The organism is Mesorhizobium sp. L48C026A00 (genome assembly GCF_000502375.1).
GTDB lineage: Bacteria > Pseudomonadota > Alphaproteobacteria > Rhizobiales > Rhizobiaceae > Mesorhizobium > Mesorhizobium muleiense.
This window is the reverse complement of the sequence record NZ_AYWU01000039.1, coordinates 12,345-28,089: the sequence shown is the minus strand read 5'-3', so window position 1 is coordinate 28,089 and position 15,745 is coordinate 12,345. Positions and strand designations below refer to the sequence as shown.

Here is a 15,745-nt window from a genome sequence, read left to right as displayed (position 1 = left end):
ATGGACGAAATAATACCTGGCCCTGCCTGGCCGGACAGGCAAGATGATGATGACTATGGCTATGTCGAGCGGCTGACCAGCCGAGGCTGGGCCTGGGAATTCCTCAGGCGCAATCCGGACTTCCAGAAGGATCTGGCGAACGCGCTGCTCGGTGCCGAACGCACGAACGCCCGGTCCGTGGATATTATCAGCCTGCCTTCGAACACTGTTGATCTCTCGCGGTGGGGCCTTCTGTTTTGCAAGCTCGAAAGGAACTGATGCGAGCGTCTTTTGGTGCCCCTGGCAATGTCCGCATGTTTTACCGGTTGCTGCCGAAATGGCGGCGCGGCCGCGCGGGGTCGACGTGCTCGATCTCACCGCGCACTCCTGCCGCATCTCCATACTCGTCACGCGGGATGGGCATCAGCACGTCCTTGTCGAGGACAGTGGCAGGAGCTTGCAGCTGGCAGCCTCAGGCGTCAGCATCCTCGATGCTGTGCGATTGACATCCTCCGTCCTCTGGTCGCCAGAGGAACTGAAGCAACGCCTGAACGCGTTGGAATGTCTGAACAGCCTCTGTTGGACCGGCAGGCTGCAACCAGGATTCTTTCCGACCGAGCCCCGTTGCTCGCGGTTGCGCCGCGTCTTGCGTGCGCTCGACGGCTCCATCGCTGGCGCACCACACCGCGAAATCGGCCTTGCCCTCTTCGGCAGAGCCCGCGTCGAGCAGGACTGGGCCGACCCCGGTGACCATCTTCGCGACAGCGTCCGCCGTGCAGTCAGACGCGGGCGCTGGCTCATGAACGGTGGTTATAAGCGTTTTGTTCTATAACGACTGTCACCATCAGGCCTTTTGGCCAGAGAACAGCTCTTTGTACCCCGCCACCACCAGCCAGTGGGCGCGCGCGAGATGGCTGCGAACCGCCCTTTGGGCGCGCGCTGGCTCTTGCACTGGATCGATGCCCAATATCGCCTGCGCCATCTCTTCTTCGCTCGCATTGTCGGCGCATGCGTCTATGAGCTTCAAATATGTCGTGAAGTGTTCATCGTCGTAAGCGGTCAGGCTCTCCGCCCATGGGACCTCGTCGGCAACAGCAGGTTGGAACAATCTGTCTACCATTTCATGTCTCGCTTAAGACCTATTCCGCGCCCGCGCGCGCACGGCACAATATCCTAAAATGGGATAATCCGAAACTGGGATTAGTCGGTGAGCCGGTTCCTTCTTGGCCGGTTCGTCTGATGCCGAAATCCCTTCGATCAGCTCGCCAGCGCCGGCTATTAAAACGCCTGATTGCGGCGCGCAAAACCAAAGGGGTCACCCAGACCCAGGTTGCTGATATGCTGGGCCGCCCACAATCCTTCGTGGCCAAGTACGAGGGTGGTGAACGTCGGCTGGACGTAATTGAGTTTCTCGACGTTACCGAGGCTCTCGATATCGATCCTTGCGAGCTTCTGGCACAAATGCGTCGCTGTCGTGACCTGTAGATGGCGCTGCGCTTGGATTGCTCAATACAAGCCCTCAGCAGGGCCTTGTCCGCGATCGGCGCATTCGGTTCAGAGTGTAACACCGCTGTCCTTCCGAAAAATCGGTTCCGCGCAGCCGCCCGCGGGCGGATTGAGACCTCCGGTGTGGAATCCGCTGACTTGGGCGGATGGACATGCGCCAGTTGGTCGGACTGTGCAGAGGTTCAGGCAGAAGAACCATCTGACGCAAGAGCAACTTGCCGAGATCTCCGGCTTCAGTCAGCAGTACATAAGCGGTTTGGAGAAAGGCCGCAGAAATCCGACGATCGTCACGATCTACGAGTTTGCACATGGAACTCGTGCGGCCCGACAAACTGGCCTAAGAGTTCCGCAGAGACCGGGTCTTTTTCGATCAGGATGACGACGCACCCCGATCGCGCATGCGAGGGCGTAGAATTCCGACGATGCGCCGTTTCATACCGGTCAAGACAGACGACAACCAGCCAGCATTGCTGCTGGTTGACCTGCGCGACAGGCTGATCCGCAATCGCACGCCACTCGCCAATGCGATCCGCAACTATCCGACAGAATATGGGCTGATCGCCGCCAAATAATGTGCAGATCGACCGCTGCTCAAGCGTATCTTAGCAAGATGGGACGCTGCCGGATTGGCGGCGGGAGCTGTTCGCGCTTATGCTCAAGAAATATGCGCAGTTGCAAACACATCTGAAAGATGTGGACCCGAGATTGATAGCTTAACGTCGGGCCAAGGAGAGCAGACAGCGCCTGGCGCCACTCCCGGTGTCGGCCCCAGTGGGGCAGGACCGACTTGCCGTACCCGCCGTAGGCGGTGAGGTGAACCGGGGCATCCCCGTTCCCGTTCGCCGGGACCGACCTTCGTATAGGGGATCATCTCACCATCGGTCGAGACTGCCTCGTGGCGCGTCACCACCAGCCCGGATGCGTCGAAATTCACCGGGGTGCCCTTCAGGATTACTGGAGCGCCGAGAGGCGCCGCGGCATTGAGGTCTAATAGGAGAAGCTTCCGTGGCGTGATCGGGTCCTGAGCCGAAATGAGGACCTCTCCATTGGTCTCGTGACGTTCCGCATCGAGCGACCCNCGTGGCGTGATCGGGTCCTGAGCCGAAATGAGGACCTCTCCATTGGTCTCGTGACGTTCCGCATCGAGCGACCCCAGGTGAACAGTGCCTTGGGCAGGCACGGTGTCCAGCGCTCGGCGCGTCCATTCCTGGCGGTCGGGGGTGAACATCTCGAAACGCGGATCGAGGTTAACGAGCTAGGAGAAAATGAGCTTCCCGTTATTCCAGAAGAATGACTGCAGGGAGCGCCTGTCGCCTGGTTCAAAGAGGATGGCAAAACTNAATGAGCTTCCCGTTATTCCAGAAGAATGACTGCAGGGAGCGCCTGTCGCCTGGTTCAAAGAGGATGGCAAAACTGCGCTCGCCGGCCATGAAGGAGGAAAGCGAGATGCCGATCAGCGCGTCCGCGGGGTGGGGCACCAACCGGGAAATCGTTTCAGAACAACCGATCAGAGCGCTGGGTCTCATGCCCGACATCGTCGATGATCTGACAATGAGAGCAACTGTAGGGCCGCCAAGACGCCAGATGGCGCACAACCACCGGATTATATGGCGCCCATTTCCGCGGACCAGTCGAGCTGCCAACTCGAGGAATGACTCGAGTTCAAGTTGTGGGGGCCGGCCGTTGATGCGCGACGAAGACTTTGAACCGAAGCCCCGCAAAATGCGCGTCACCCCCGGCCGGAAATACCTCGATCGCTGCCGTCAGCCAATCTTGCTCGTGGTTGGGAAAGTCGCGGCAAGGGAACCTTCCATGGCACCGGTATCGGGCGCGGTGTCGGCGTCTGCAGTGAGCTTGCGTCGCGTGACCGCTTCGCCGCCTTCCAGCCGCGCCTCGTCATCAAGTCCCGTGTCGTCAAGCTGGATGGAAAGGGACTTCACTCGGCGCGCGCTGATCTGCGCTATATTCAGCGCGCTGGCATTCGATAGCAAGCGCTTGGGAACTCTATGATCCGGAGGATGGCACGACCAGCGACCGTCGTCAGTTCAGATTCATCTTTTCGGCGAGGGACGGTGACCGATACCAGGATCTGGGCGTTTCGAGCCGAGGCCGGTCGCGACAGCCTCGTCCGCCCGGGCAAGGAAATGTTCGAGCAAGTGGTGTGTGTCTGAGCAGCGCAAGGCGCTGACGACGCGCATAGTTTGCAAAAGCTGACGCCTCACGAGCGCGCGACGAGGATCCGCCGGACGGAACCTGCTGTGAAAGGGCAGACCGCTATATTTTACATGCGGCTCGGGTAATCAGGCTTGCCTCGTAATCGATGCACGGCTAGCCAAGTCAATACCCAGTCGGCGGTGGTATTAAAGCGGATGTCATAGGATTCGCCCGCAGGTAATTCCCTGCAAAGGGTTTGTGTTAGGTGCAGCCGCAAGCATCCGTTCGCAGGGGGCGTCCGTAGTTCAGCACAGTCGAACCCAAAAAAGCGCCGCACCACCGGGTAGAGTCCTTTGAAAAGTGTTTCCTTTGCCGAAAAGAGCAGCGTTGCCAGCCGATCTGGAGGGAGCGCCGTCTGTCGTGCAATCAAGGCACGTTCACGCTGGTTAGCCGTCATGCTCAGGATCGATTCCAGCGCGTGGCCGCTGGCTATTTCCTCGATGTCGACACCGGCTTGCCAGCCTGGATCGCCTTTGGCGAAACAGGCGCAATGCCCCCGCGCATGGGTGATTGAACCAACTGAGCCTTTTGGCCAGACTGGGGCGCGATCGGGACCGATGGGGATCTCAGTATTAAGTTGGCCCAGCGCCTGCAACGCCGCGCCCGCCATCGCGCGACCGGCTAGAAATTCGGCACGGCGTAAAGGTAGTGCCGTGCACAAGCTGGGAGGGAAGGCCAAGGCGAGCTTATGAAACAGATCTTCCGTGTAGCACTCGAAATCGAACCGGCCATGCACAAGAACCGCATCGACGTATCCCGTGTCGTGCAAGGTCACGTCTTTAAGAAATCCAAGCGAACGGGCAGAAAGAGCAGTGAGGTGCCTGACGGCTGAGGCGCGCATGCTGGAGGCCGCGATCACCGCCACAGGGCCCAGCCTAGACCCCATCGCCGTAGACAAACGCAAGGTTCTCCTTCGGCTCGGGAAAGCTCAGTTTTCGCGGTGGCGACCGCATGTTCGGCGAGCGTGAACATGGATGATTTCTCCTCAGTCCGTGCCGCAGCGCGTTTGGGGATAGCCCGAGCATGGGTTGTGCCAACTAGGAAAACCGTTTCAGAACAGTGCGATCATTCTGATAGCACTGTATCATTTCTGACATCGTCGAAGATCCGACAACGAATCTAACCGTGACCGCCTGTCGGTGCCCTGTGCGAACTCGGTGTGCGCCGCGGAAAAGTCAACTCACCGCGAACTCGTCGAGTTGCATCCGAGGAATGATTCGATTTCAAGGTGTGGGCCGACCGTTGATGTGCGACGACGACTTTGAACCGAAGCCCCTGAAACATGCGCGCCACCCGCAGCCGCAGATACTTGGATCGGGCGCTGCCGTCAGTCAATCTTGCTCGTAAGAGGCGGTGAGAAAGTCGCGGCACAAGCGACCTTCCATGCACCTGGATTTGGCCCGGCGCCGGCGTGTCCGAGTGCGTGCGACCGCCGTTGCGGTCGTGTCGTTCTCGTTGAAAATGGGTACGGCGCCAACTTTGAGAAGTTGTTGAATGGTTGAAAACCGCATTGAGGCGGCGATGCTGATCGTCTATATCTTCGCGGGTCAATAGTATTTGCCCAACGCCAAGCCATGGCGTTTAAAACTTCGTTCATAGGCACGCATGAGTTGAACCTGACCGATAGCGGCGGCCGTTTGTTTCTCCTCAACTCGCAGAGATCTGTCCAGATGGTTGAAGTGACTTGAGCCGACCGCGACAGCACCAGACGTGACGATGATCACCTGCTGCCCGCGTGCGAAAAATCGGACGACATCCTCTATTAGTGTCTCAAGCCAAGAACCGCGTATTTCTCCGGTTTCTGGATCGCCGATCAGTGCTGAGCCAATCTTCACTATCAGCCGGCGAGCCGAAAGCAATCGGATCGAGCTTGTTGGTGCTGCCGCTGAGTGTTGCTGCACTGGAAGTGAAGACACGTCTCGCAAACTCACCTGTCCTGAGCGTCACGGCCTTGGAGGGTATAAGGGCGCACGAGGCGCCCTTCATTTCAGATCGGCTGTCAGCAAGCCGCGTCGCCTTTGGTATCAGAAACGGTAGGTGACGCCTGCGCCTATCAACCAGGGATCGAGCGCGGCCTTGCCGGTCAGCTTCGCGCCGTCGACCGTGACGTCGAAGTCTGGCTTCAGGAAGAGCTTCTTCACGTCGAAGTTGACGCCCCAGTGCTGATCCACCATGTAGTCGAACCCGACCTGCAGCGCGGTGCCGAACGTGTTCTTAATCTTGAGAGCATCGGCGCTGCCGACATCCTGGTTATAAAATATCGTGTAGTTCACGCCGGCGCCAACATAGGGCTTGAACCCGCCGAAATTGGTAAAATGATACTGCAATGTGAGCGTAGGCGGCAGCAACCAAACCTTGCCGATATTGCCCAGCCCGCCGATCGTTCCTTGGCCGTCGATGTTGGCGTAGGTGGTGCCGAGTATGAGCTCCGTGGCGATGTTGTCGGTGAAGAAATATGAGATATCGAGTTCCGGCGTCACAGTGTTTGAATAGGAAAGACCGGAGCCGGGCACCGTATTAACGTAGCCCGAATCCTCAGTGATGACCCCCAACGCACGCAGGCGGATCTGCCAAGGGCTTGGCGCTTCCGTGACCCAGTCTCCTGTCTGCCGGGCGCTCGCGGCTTGCTCAAGGTCCGCCGCGACGGCATGCTGTCCCACCACACTGAGGACGACCACCGCTGCTACTTTCAGCGCCACGCCCATTCGCTTTCTTGCCATGTTATTCTCTCCTTGCTCTTCAGAAATGACGAACTGCACTATGAAAAAACCTGCTCGAATTAACTGAGATTGACTGAGCGCTCCTGCTCATTTTGGATGAGACTGGAGCACCCGTTATTGCGCCCTGCTCGCAATCATCGACCTGTGCTCAATTTGAAACGTTGCCTTTGTGTGGTCCGCCCGCCTATCGAACCCGATCAGCTTGCCAGCCGATCGCACTGCGAAGGAAATTGTTGCCCAGGGCGATGAATGCGGCTCGCTCCCGATTGTCCTTGCCGTAGCCGTGCCCGCCCGCGCTGGGCTCGTAGAAGTAAGCGGGATAGCCGAGAGCCTGCAGCTTTGCGGCCATCTTGCGCGCATGGCCCGGGTGCACGCGCTCGTCGCGCTTTGTGGTGGCGATCAGGATCGGCGGATAGCGGCTGTCCCGGCGCCGCGGCGTGATAGGCGGAGATGTCCCTGAGGAAAGTCCAATCCTCCGGCATGTCGGGATCGCCATATTCGTCAATCCAGCTCGCGCCCGCCAAAAGCTTGGTGTAGCGGCGCATATCGACAAGCGGAATTGTGCAGAACAGCGCGCCGAAAAGCTCGGGATAGCGGGTCAGCATATTGGCGATCAGGAGGCCGCCATTTGAGCCACCCTCGGCGGCAATCCGCCTCGGCTGTGTAATGCCTCTTCGCACGAGGTCGTCAGCAACGGCGGCGAAATCGTCATGGGTGAGGCGCTTGCCCTGTCTGCGCCCGGCGTCGTGCCAACGGCTGCCGAACTCGCCGCCGCCCCGGATGTTGGCGACCACGCACGTGCCGCCGCGTTCGAGCCACAGCTTGCCGATCGAGGAGTTGGAGTAGGGCAGGAGCGATAGGCCGAACCCACCGTAGGCGGTGAGGTAAACCGGGGCATCCCCGTTCCCGCTCGCCGGGCCGACCTGCGTAGAGGGGATAATCTCACCATCGGTCGAGACTGCCTCGTGGCGCGTGACCACCAGCCCGGATGCGTCGAAATTCTCCGGGTTGCGCTTCAGGATTACTGGAGCGCCGAGAGGCGCCGCGGCATCGAGGTCTAATAGGAGAAGCTTCCGTGGCGTGATCGGGTCCTGAGCCGAAATGAGGACCTCTCCATTGGTCTCGTGNGAGGTCTAATAGGAGAAGCTTCCGTGGCGTGATCGGGTCCTGAGCCGAAATGAGGACCTCTCCATTGGTCTCGTGACGTTCCGCATCGAGCGACCGAAGGTGAACAGTCCCTTCGCTGGGCACGGTGTCCAGCGCTCGGAGCGTCCATTCCTGGCGGTCGGGGGTGAACATCTCGAAACGCGGATCGAGGTTGACGAGGTAGGAGATAATGAGCTTCCCGTTATTCCAGAAGAATGACTGCAGGGAGCGCCTGTCGCCTGGTTCAAAGAGGATGGCAAAACTNAATGAGCTTCCCGTTATTCCAGAAGAATGACTGCAGGGAGCGCCTGTCGCCTGGTTCAAAGAGGATGGCAAAACTGCGCTCGCCGGCGATGAAGGAGGAAAGCGAGATGCCGATCAGCGCGTCCGCGGCATGGGTCATCCCTCCCACTGTCCATTGCTTGCGCGGCTTTACCGCCAGCCAGTCGCCGAAGCCGCTCCACGAGGCGTCCCGAGGAAGGTCGATCCGCATCTTCGGCCCGCTTCTGTCACCGATTCGGCCGATCTTCTCAAAGAAGGTCGACTGCTCGATGAACCAGAGGCGTTCGCTCTCGGCGGTGCGGTCCAGACGGCCGGACACGCCGAGGGATTCGGAACCGGTCTCGAAGATTACGGGCGCGGTGAGCGGATCCGCGCCACGCTTCCACAGCCGCACGGTGCGCGCGTAGCCGGAGCGGGTGGCCATGCCATCACCAAACGCACTAGAAAGCAGAAGCGTGTCAGGGTCGAGCCAATTTACCCCGCCCTTGGCCTCCGCGAGGTTGAAACCGTCGGAGACGAAGCTAAGAGACCCCAGATCGAATTCGCGATGCACGACCGCGTCGCTGCCGCCGCGCGACAGGCGCAGAACGGCTCTTTCCCGTCTCTCCGGCTCAAGGGACGCGCCGCGCCAGATCCAGTCCTCTCCGTCGCTAGCGGCGAGGGCGTCCAGATCGAGCAGCAGCTCCCACTGGAGATCCACTTTCATGTAGGCGGCAAGGGTGGTCCGGCGCCACAGTCCGCGCGGATTTCGGGCATCTTGCCAGAAATTGTAGAGGTACTGGCCGCGGCGCCTGCTCAAGGGGATCCGGTCAGGGCGATCGAAAATCGCTATCAGGGCGTCATGGTCCCGCTCGAATTGCGTTCCACCGAAGTGCTCCAGGGTCCTGGCAGACTGGCTGGCGGCCCAGTCAAGTGCCCGTTCGCCTTCTACATCTTCGAGCCAAAGATAGGGATCATCGTCGGGAGCATTCAGCATTGGGCGGAAATCGAATGCGGTCATGCCCGGATAACTCGAAGAGTGATGTCGCCTGGAAAACAGGCGCAAAGTCTTCCGTCGGCCCGGGAAAGCTCAGTTTTCGCGGCTGCGACCGCATGTTCGGCGCGCATTATCATGGGATGATTTCTCCTAAGTCCTTGCCGCAGCGCGTTTGCGGATAGCCTTGCACGTGTCGTGCCAAACGAGAAAATCATGTCATAACAATGCGATCACCCTGATGGCGCTGTGTCTCATGTCCGACATTGTCGAAGATCCGACAACGAATGCAGCCGTGACCGCCTGATAGAACCTCGTGCGCGAGCTCGGTGGGCACTGCGGAACAAGCAGTGAAGCTCACCGCGAAACTGGCCGAGCTTCGGACCGACATCGGCGACGGGGCGTTCGACGACCACTACGTCGCTGGTGTCGGGCGCGGCACAGCCTGAGGACTCCGCGGCGGCGATCATCGAATAACTCCGTTTACGATTGCTCCATCCTGGCCCACCGGTCGGCGCGCAAAAGACTGCTTTGCGGCCTCATCCCTCCGCCTGGATTGAGTCGCAGGGACCGAATGGCGCACGTGCTTTTGGAACCGGAAGAGTGGTCATAACGCAATTCTCTTCGGGCTATCTTTACAGAGATTCGACAATCCAGTTGGTGAAGGCCCATATCGCGCAATGATTGATCCGCTTAGGTCTGGGCATGCGCCCATCCGCAACCATCTCATCAAGGGCATCGATCCGACACCAACACAGCGAATTGGTTCCCCATGAGAGAGGGGTCGCGATGGACATGAGATTGCGTCACTCTTCATGATCGCGGCCTCCGAGGATGTCGGGATCGAGCCACTGCAACGGCACGATAGGGCGAAGGATCTGGCAGCTCTTGCAACTGCCGACCTCGATGGACAAGGCATATCGCGATCTGTCCGGCAGAGACACAGGGTTCTGCACTGTCCGTTCATGAAGACTGTGCTGGTCTCCATAAGAGAAGTATTCTGGTGCAGAAGGTGCCCGATTAGCTATTCGGAAAAAGCGACATCGACGTGCAAATCGGGCGCCGCCGTGAGGCGTCCCCCTCAATGTCGGATTTCGGACAGGATCGTAAATCCGCCAACCCATTGTTTAACAAAATTTCCTTCTCTGGCACGGCCCATGCATGGGACTCTGCGAACGCATTAGCGAGACGTCGTCCATGATCATGCGCACCGAAAATGCCGTCGCCGCAGTGAAAACCACGCTCTCGCCTGCCATCAAGCCGCCGAAAGGCCGGCGCGTCATGGTCGAGGCGGGCGATTGCGCCGGCTTCAAACACCTTAATGGGCCTGGAAAGCTCCTCGCGTGACGGCGACGCGGGCATCCAGACGGGCGGAAAGGACATACGTCGTTGCCCCACGTCGCCGGCATGACCCGTCGATTGTCACCGCGCTGGAATGCTCGGGTCTACATTCGACGACCCGAACGCGCTGGACAAATTCTCGCAAACCCGGTCGGGACCGGGGCTCGAAAACGCTCGCGAGGGGGAGCCCAATCGCTGTGGCCGATATTCGCCGCGAACAACCCGCCTGGTGGGAAGACTCTATTGGAGGAAAGCAAGTGGAGTTATCTTGCGTTGGGGTCGGTGCTGGGCCGTCCAATTTGAGCCTTGCGTGTCAGATACACGAGCAAGTTGGGCAAGGGGCACTGTTCCTGGATCGGCAGGTCGACTTCCGCTGGCATCCAGGCATCGCATTCGAATCCTCGGAGCTCCAGGTCAGCCACTTCAAGGATCTGGTCACGCTAGTGAATCCCCGATCAGCCTACACTTTCGTAAACTTCCTGCACGAGAACGGGCGTCTGTATCACTTCCTGAACGCACAGTTCGAAGCCGTGCTCAGAGTTGAGTTCGAGCAATACCTGAACTGGGTGTTCCATAGGAACCCACTTGTGCGTGGCGGCGAGACAGTGCGCGAAATCCGCTTTGACGGCGAGTTTCGGGTGCGGACGGATAAGGCGGTTCTCGGCGCCAGAAACGTCGTGGTCGGCATTGGCAAGCAGGCGCAAATTCCGCCTCAGTTTCAGGGCTGGACTGGACGCAACCTGTTCCACTCATCTGTTTTATTGCACATCCATCCTGAGGTGCGGAGAAAGCATGTCTGCGTGGTTGGCGGAGGCCAGTCGGGAGCCGAGGTGATGTTGCATCTTGTCGGCCTGCCGAAAGAACGGGGGCCTGCCTCGATCACTTGGGTCTCGCAGCGCGAAAACTATCTGCCTCTGGACAACAGCCCGTTCACAAACGAGTTGTTCATGCCCTGCTTTTCGGATCGTTTCGCGGCGATGAGCGAGTCGCAGCGTAAGCTGCTCCTGCGGCGTTTCGTGCTTGCCTCGGACGGCATTTCGGAAAGCACGTTGCGCGCGATATATCAGGCGCTGTACCGCCACGCATTTTTCGAGCCAAACCGATCCGACATCATACTGCGGCCAGGCTGCACCGTCTCGCACTGCATCAACGCCGGCGCGGGTCACAGGCTGACCCTGCAGCACGGCATGGTCGAGGTCGAAGAAGTCACGGCTGACATCGTCATCCTGGCCACCGGTTACGAGAACGCGGTGCCAGACTTCTTGGAACCCATCGCGCACCGGCTGGAGCAGATCGACAATGAATTAGCTATTCGCGATGATTTTTCGGTGAGCTGGGACGGACCGCGTGACAGACGCATCTTCGTACAAAACGCGAGCCTCGGGCAGCGCGGCCTGGCCGATCCGAACCTAAGCCTGCTGGCCTGGCGCGCGCGCCGCATCCTCGATAGCCTTCTTGGGCGCGCGCCATGCGCGAACCCCGAGCATCCTGGCTTCATCAGCCATACCTCGATCGAGAGCTGGCCCGCCCCCGCAGCCGAAGAAATGGGCAGCGGGATATGACTCGTAAACTTTTGATCATCGGCGGTGGCATCCTAGGAATGATGTCCGCCTCCGCTGCGGCGAAGGCCGGAGGCTTCTCCGAAATCATCGTGACCGAACAAGTTCTTGGACCAAGCGGCGCATCGCATTATTCTGGGGGCGTGCATTTCCCCTACGGTTGTCAAGACTGTACCAGGTCGCTCACTCGAAAGAGCGCCGTGGTCTTGGCGGCCATGGCTGGGTCGGCGGTCAGCGGATGGTGCCGGCCTTTAGCGATGCGTGTCGTGGCTGGACCGGGTGAAGCGATTGATCCGGCCCAGTTTACGGAACCCCTGGACCCGGCTGAGCCTGACATAGGCAGTCTCGCGCCGAGCTTCTGCGGACAATATCCGTCGGAGCGGAACGCACTTAGCATCGCCGTCCCACATGCGTGAGTCCGTCTCCGTGGACCCGCAACTTGCCCAGCGCCCGACTGCCCTAATTGGGATGTCCGACCAATCTTTCCAACAGGAGGCTTTTCGCATGTTGACTGATGCACAAAGAGACAAGTGGCAGAAAGACGGATACGTCAGGCTCGAAAGGTTCTTTGCTCCAGCGGCTCAGGAAGATATGTCTACTTTTGTCGAAGATATCTCACGCTGGGATGTCAGCGATGATAAATGGCTCATGTGGTTCGAGAAGACGACGGACAATCGAAAGATCATCTCCAAGATCGAGAATTTTCTCGACTTCCATGATCCATTGCGTCGTTTGCTCTTAGAAGATCAGCGCATAAAGTCAGCGGTCGATGATTTGCTTGGCGAAGATTCGCGCAGGCTCAAGGAGTTGCTTATTTTCCACTACCCCGACAGCGGCGGCTATCTCCCGCATCAAGACATTTATCACATTCCACACAAACTCCCCGACCGGATGGTCCATGCGGTGGTTGCCATAGGCATCGACGACTCCGACCCGGAAAACGGCGGGCTTTTCTTCAGCCCCGGCAACCACAAGAAGGGGGTATTTCCCATGGATGCCGGTGGGGTGATCGATCCTCAAGTCGCCGAAATGTTCGCCTGGGAACCCGTAGTATGGAAGGCTGGCGACATCTTCATCTTCGACGATTACGCACCGCACTACTCACGACCGAACAAAAGCAATCGTTCGCGGCGGACACTCTACTTGGTGTTCCAGCGTGCTTCAACCGGTGGACCGACCCGCGCTGAATATAACGTGCTCAAGCGCGCCCTTAACCCGCCCGAGGGCAAAGTGGCCGATCTCGACAAACTCAAGCCCCCAAATGGCATTTTCTATCGCGATTGAGCTCACGCAGCCAAGCGGAGGCATGCACACGAAACTGATCGACCGCTCAAAAATGGGCGGAGAGTGTGGCGTTCTGATTTGCGGGCTCGCGGAGCATCGACCGCAGCCCGTTACGACGCTTCGGCACGTGGATTGTGGAGGTGGTCGCAGGGCGGTCTTCTGTGACGACAGCCCGACTGGCGCCCCCCTCGTCACCCGCCTGGCGGCCCAGAGCTGAATTATCCTGGCCGCGGCCGCCAACGGGTCGGGCTACCGTTTCTCTGCGCAACTGGCACAAGAGGCTGTTGCGTTGGCAGCCGAAAATCCCACTGCTCCAACAGCTTAGGTTCGTCATGCGCAAATACAGGTTTTCTCGAACGGAGCTGTCGCGGGCGTTCGGTATCGACATGGCCACGCTTGGAACGGGAAGCGCTCGCACGGGGTTTTCATTCGGAAAGGTTGGACCCGGCGTCACATCCGAGCCCCATCGGCACGACGAAATCGAGGCCTTCGTGATCCTGTCAGGATCGGGCAAGGTCAGGTTCGACCTTGGGGAAATCTCGGTCGAGGCGGGCGATGTCGTTCTGTTCCATCCTTTTGAAGCGCATGTGCTGCGCAACGACGGAAACGAAGACCTAGATTTCGTCGATGTCTACTGGCGAGACGGCGAGGCCGCCCTTGATGCCGCTGCAAAGACCACGGCTCCACGCGGGCCGATCTTCGTCTTCTCCACGCCGCCAACGCCAAATGGCGATCTGCATCTGGGGCATCTTTCCGGCCCCTATTTTGGCGCCGACGTCTATACGCGTTTCCTGCGCATGAAAGGGGTCGAAGCCTATCATCTGACTGGAAGCGATGATTACCAAAGCTACGTCGCCACGCGCGCTGATGCCGATCAGTCGACGCCTGCAAAGGTGGCGCGCTACTACGCCCACGAGATTCGCGCCACGCTTGCACTTTTCGATTGTGAGGTCCACAGCTTCCAACCCACAATGGGCGATGACGGTTACGGCGAGTTTCAAGCCGCGTGTTTCCGCAGGCTTCTGAGCAGCACGGCGATAGATCTGCGCCAGAGCCCTGCGCTTTTCGATGCTGTGACAGGCCACTATCTTTACGAGCCGGATGTTAGCGGCCTCTGCCCCGATTGCGGCGGCTCCGCCGGTGGCAACATCTGCGAGGAATGCGGCGCGCCAAACCTATGCCACGACTTGGGTGCAGCCCGGTCACGCCAATCGGCCGAGGCGCCGCTGGTCGGCTCCGTCCGCCGCCCGGAACTTGCCTTGGACCGATGCTACGACAATATCGACCGGCATCTAAGGGCGTCGGGCGTCCCGCTACGGATCTTGGATCTCTTCGCGCGCCTACGCCGACGCGGCAACTTTTCAGTGCCCATTACCCACCCCTCGGACTGGGGCCTGCCGGCCGAAGGGTTCCCGGGGCAAGTGATCTGGGTCTGGCCGGAAATGGCCTTCGGTTTTCTTTACAACATCCAGGCGCTCGGCCGCTTGCTGGGTCGCGACTGGAAGGCGGAGATGCCCGGCAACGACTGGCAGATTGTCCATTTCTTCGGCTTCGACAATTCGTTCTACCACGCGCTACTCTACCCCGCTCTTTACGCCGAGGTCTTCTCTCACTGGACGCCACGCATCCACTATCACGTCAACGAGTTCTACCTGCTCGACGGCAAGAAGTTCTCAACCAGCTGCCGCCATGCGGTCTGGGGCAAGGAGATTCTGAGCCCAAAGACAGTCGACGTCGTGCGCCTCCATTTGGGCCTGACACGCCCGGAAGATGAGCGGACGGATTTCACGCTGGACGCGCTGCGCCGCACCGAGAACGAGGTATTCCAAGGGATTTGGCTGAACTGGCTTGATGCGTTGAACCAGGAAATCAAGCAGGATTTTGCCGGCCGTGTACCCGATGCAGGCGACTGGAGCCCGGTCGACCGCGCCTTCTTTGCTCGGATAGAGATCTATCGCGCGGCGATGGAGCGCGCCTATTCGGACGAAGGCTTCTCGGTCCGGCGCGCGGCCGCTCAGGTCTGCGATTTCGTGCGCGATTGCGTGATCTACCGTCGGGCGCAAGACTATGCGGCGGCGCGACGTTTCTATCCCGCCCGCAATCGGACTTCGCTAGCCCTTCAGACGACGGCCGCTGCGATCCTGGCACCGACACTCGCTCCGCTGATGCCCCGATTCGCCAGAACGCTGGCGCGAGGAATCGATGGCGTCTCAACCGAAACATGGCCCCGGTCCGTCCAGCGCCTTGCGCCCGGGACGCGCTTTGATCTCGGACCCGTGTTGGTGTTCTACGCCAAATCCGCAATCCTCATCTAGATGAGGAGGAAGCACTATGAGCCCAAAGGTGCACCAGTGAGCTATCCCAATCTCGACCAGATCTGCGCGGCAATCAAAGCCGATGATGCCAAATATCTTTACTCGCTGTCACTGGCGACCGAAGCCGCTATCAGACGGTAGAGACCAGATTGGCGGACCTGAACCAACGCATCGTCGACACCTTGGCCCGCGCCTTCGAGGACCGCTCGGCCGATCGCTTCCCAGCCCTTGCTGTTTCGTGCCGCAAGTGCCGTGTAGGCTCGACTGCGTTGACCAACCTCTTCGGCATCGCGGGATTTCCGTCCTCCAGCCGGTCAAGACTGTCATGCGGTTCGAGGCGCTTGGTTAACCTGGCGCGCCCTGGATCGTGCGCCGATCACCGGAAATGTCGAATGCGAATGCCTGCCTGATGGTATCTTCGATTCT

13 protein-coding genes and 2 pseudogenes are annotated in these 15,745 nt (G+C 59.5%); 9 read left to right on the top strand and 6 right to left on the bottom strand.

Going from position 1 to position 15,745, the window contains the following annotated elements; all coding sequences use genetic code 11:
• Complete coding sequence (locus X738_RS83780) at positions 1-258, top strand: transcriptional regulator domain-containing protein (RefSeq protein ID WP_023803405.1); 258 nt, start codon at positions 1-3, stop codon at positions 256-258.
• 58 nt (positions 259-316) lie between these two features.
• Positions 317-811, top strand: coding sequence for a DUF2285 domain-containing protein (locus X738_RS76930; protein ID WP_023803404.1), 495 nt, complete (start codon positions 317-319; stop codon positions 809-811).
• A gap of 12 nt (positions 812-823) precedes the next feature.
• On the opposite strand, the gene X738_RS76925 is transcribed toward X738_RS76930, so the two are convergent.
• The gene (locus tag X738_RS76925) at positions 824-1,099 is read right to left on the bottom strand and encodes a DNA -binding domain-containing protein (protein ID WP_023803403.1); all 276 of its coding nucleotides are present in this window, start codon (positions 1,097-1,099) and stop codon (positions 824-826) included.
• Between the two features lie 119 nt (positions 1,100-1,218).
• Here X738_RS76925 and X738_RS83775 point away from each other — a divergent pair, with 119 nt between their 5' ends.
• From X738_RS83775 to X738_RS87835, 3 genes and pseudogenes are all read left to right on the top strand, one after another.
• Positions 1,219-1,464 (top strand): helix-turn-helix domain-containing protein, encoded by a 246-nt coding sequence (locus X738_RS83775; RefSeq protein WP_031256840.1) that lies wholly within the window; start codon positions 1,219-1,221, stop codon positions 1,462-1,464.
• The gene (locus X738_RS89430) at positions 1,454-1,864 is read left to right on the top strand and encodes a helix-turn-helix transcriptional regulator (RefSeq protein ID WP_373420498.1); all 411 of its coding nucleotides are present in this window, start codon (positions 1,454-1,456) and stop codon (positions 1,862-1,864) included. The genes X738_RS83775 and X738_RS89430 overlap by 11 nt, the downstream gene beginning before the upstream one ends.
• A gap of 37 nt (positions 1,865-1,901) precedes the next feature.
• A pseudogene (locus X738_RS87835) lies at positions 1,902-2,307 on the top strand (IS110 family transposase); the annotation flags it as partial.
• A gap of 941 nt (positions 2,308-3,248) precedes the next feature.
• Here X738_RS87835 and X738_RS0144270 read toward each other — a convergent pair.
• The 5 genes and pseudogenes from X738_RS0144270 to X738_RS89425 all read right to left on the bottom strand — a co-directional run bounded on the left by X738_RS0144270 (position 3,249) and on the right by X738_RS89425 (position 8,847).
• Positions 3,249-3,476, bottom strand: coding sequence for a hypothetical protein (locus X738_RS0144270; RefSeq protein ID WP_031256838.1), 228 nt, complete (start codon positions 3,474-3,476; stop codon positions 3,249-3,251).
• A gap of 290 nt (positions 3,477-3,766) precedes the next feature.
• Positions 3,767-4,564, bottom strand: a complete 798-nt coding sequence (locus X738_RS0144265) for a 4'-phosphopantetheinyl transferase family protein (protein ID WP_198032929.1) — start codon at positions 4,562-4,564, stop codon at positions 3,767-3,769.
• A 682-nt stretch (positions 4,565-5,246) separates the two neighbouring features.
• Positions 5,247-5,615 (bottom strand): amino acid kinase family protein, encoded by a 369-nt coding sequence (locus X738_RS87830; RefSeq protein WP_245277845.1) that lies wholly within the window; start codon positions 5,613-5,615, stop codon positions 5,247-5,249.
• A 108-nt stretch (positions 5,616-5,723) separates the two neighbouring features.
• The gene (locus tag X738_RS76905) at positions 5,724-6,404 is read right to left on the bottom strand and encodes an OmpW/AlkL family protein (protein WP_023803396.1); all 681 of its coding nucleotides are present in this window, start codon (positions 6,402-6,404) and stop codon (positions 5,724-5,726) included.
• 199 nt (positions 6,405-6,603) lie between these two features.
• Positions 6,604-8,847 (bottom strand): annotated as a pseudogene (locus X738_RS89425) (prolyl oligopeptidase family serine peptidase).
• 1,170 nt (positions 8,848-10,017) lie between these two features.
• Here X738_RS89425 and X738_RS87825 point away from each other — a divergent pair.
• The 4 genes from X738_RS87825 (at position 10,018) to X738_RS76875 (ending at position 15,319) form a co-directional block, all read left to right on the top strand.
• The gene (locus X738_RS87825) at positions 10,018-10,167 is read left to right on the top strand and encodes a hypothetical protein (protein WP_023803391.1); all 150 of its coding nucleotides are present in this window, start codon (positions 10,018-10,020) and stop codon (positions 10,165-10,167) included.
• Positions 10,168-10,358: 191 nt separating this feature from the next.
• A complete protein-coding gene (locus tag X738_RS76890; RefSeq protein WP_245277844.1) occupies positions 10,359-11,723 on the top strand; it encodes a lysine N(6)-hydroxylase/L-ornithine N(5)-oxygenase family protein in 1,365 nt (454 codons plus the stop codon).
• 501 nt (positions 11,724-12,224) lie between these two features.
• Positions 12,225-13,004, top strand: coding sequence for a phytanoyl-CoA dioxygenase family protein (locus X738_RS76880; RefSeq protein WP_031256830.1), 780 nt, complete (start codon positions 12,225-12,227; stop codon positions 13,002-13,004).
• 491 nt (positions 13,005-13,495) lie between these two features.
• Positions 13,496-15,319 (top strand): class I tRNA ligase family protein, encoded by a 1,824-nt coding sequence (locus X738_RS76875; protein ID WP_245277843.1) that lies wholly within the window; start codon positions 13,496-13,498, stop codon positions 15,317-15,319.
• Positions 15,320-15,745 lie beyond the last annotated feature (426 nt).

What these genes read in the sequence shown, in the direction of transcription:
- X738_RS83780 (WP_023803405.1), top strand. Translation starts at nt 1, where the DNA reads ATGGACGAAATAATACCTGGCCCTGCCTGGCCGGACAGGCAAGATGAT.
- X738_RS76930 (WP_023803404.1), top strand. Translation starts at nt 317, where the DNA reads ATGGCGGCGCGGCCGCGCGGGGTCGACGTGCTCGATCTCACCGCGCAC.
- X738_RS76925 (WP_023803403.1), bottom strand. Translation starts at nt 1,099, where the DNA reads ATGGTAGACAGATTGTTCCAACCTGCTGTTGCCGACGAGGTCCCATGG.
- X738_RS83775 (WP_031256840.1), top strand. Translation starts at nt 1,219, where the DNA reads ATGCCGAAATCCCTTCGATCAGCTCGCCAGCGCCGGCTATTAAAACGC.
- X738_RS76905 (WP_023803396.1), bottom strand. Translation starts at nt 6,404, where the DNA reads ATGGGCGTGGCGCTGAAAGTAGCAGCGGTGGTCGTCCTCAGTGTGGTG.
- X738_RS87825 (WP_023803391.1), top strand. Translation starts at nt 10,018, where the DNA reads ATGATCATGCGCACCGAAAATGCCGTCGCCGCAGTGAAAACCACGCTC.
- X738_RS76880 (WP_031256830.1), top strand. Translation starts at nt 12,225, where the DNA reads ATGTTGACTGATGCACAAAGAGACAAGTGGCAGAAAGACGGATACGTC.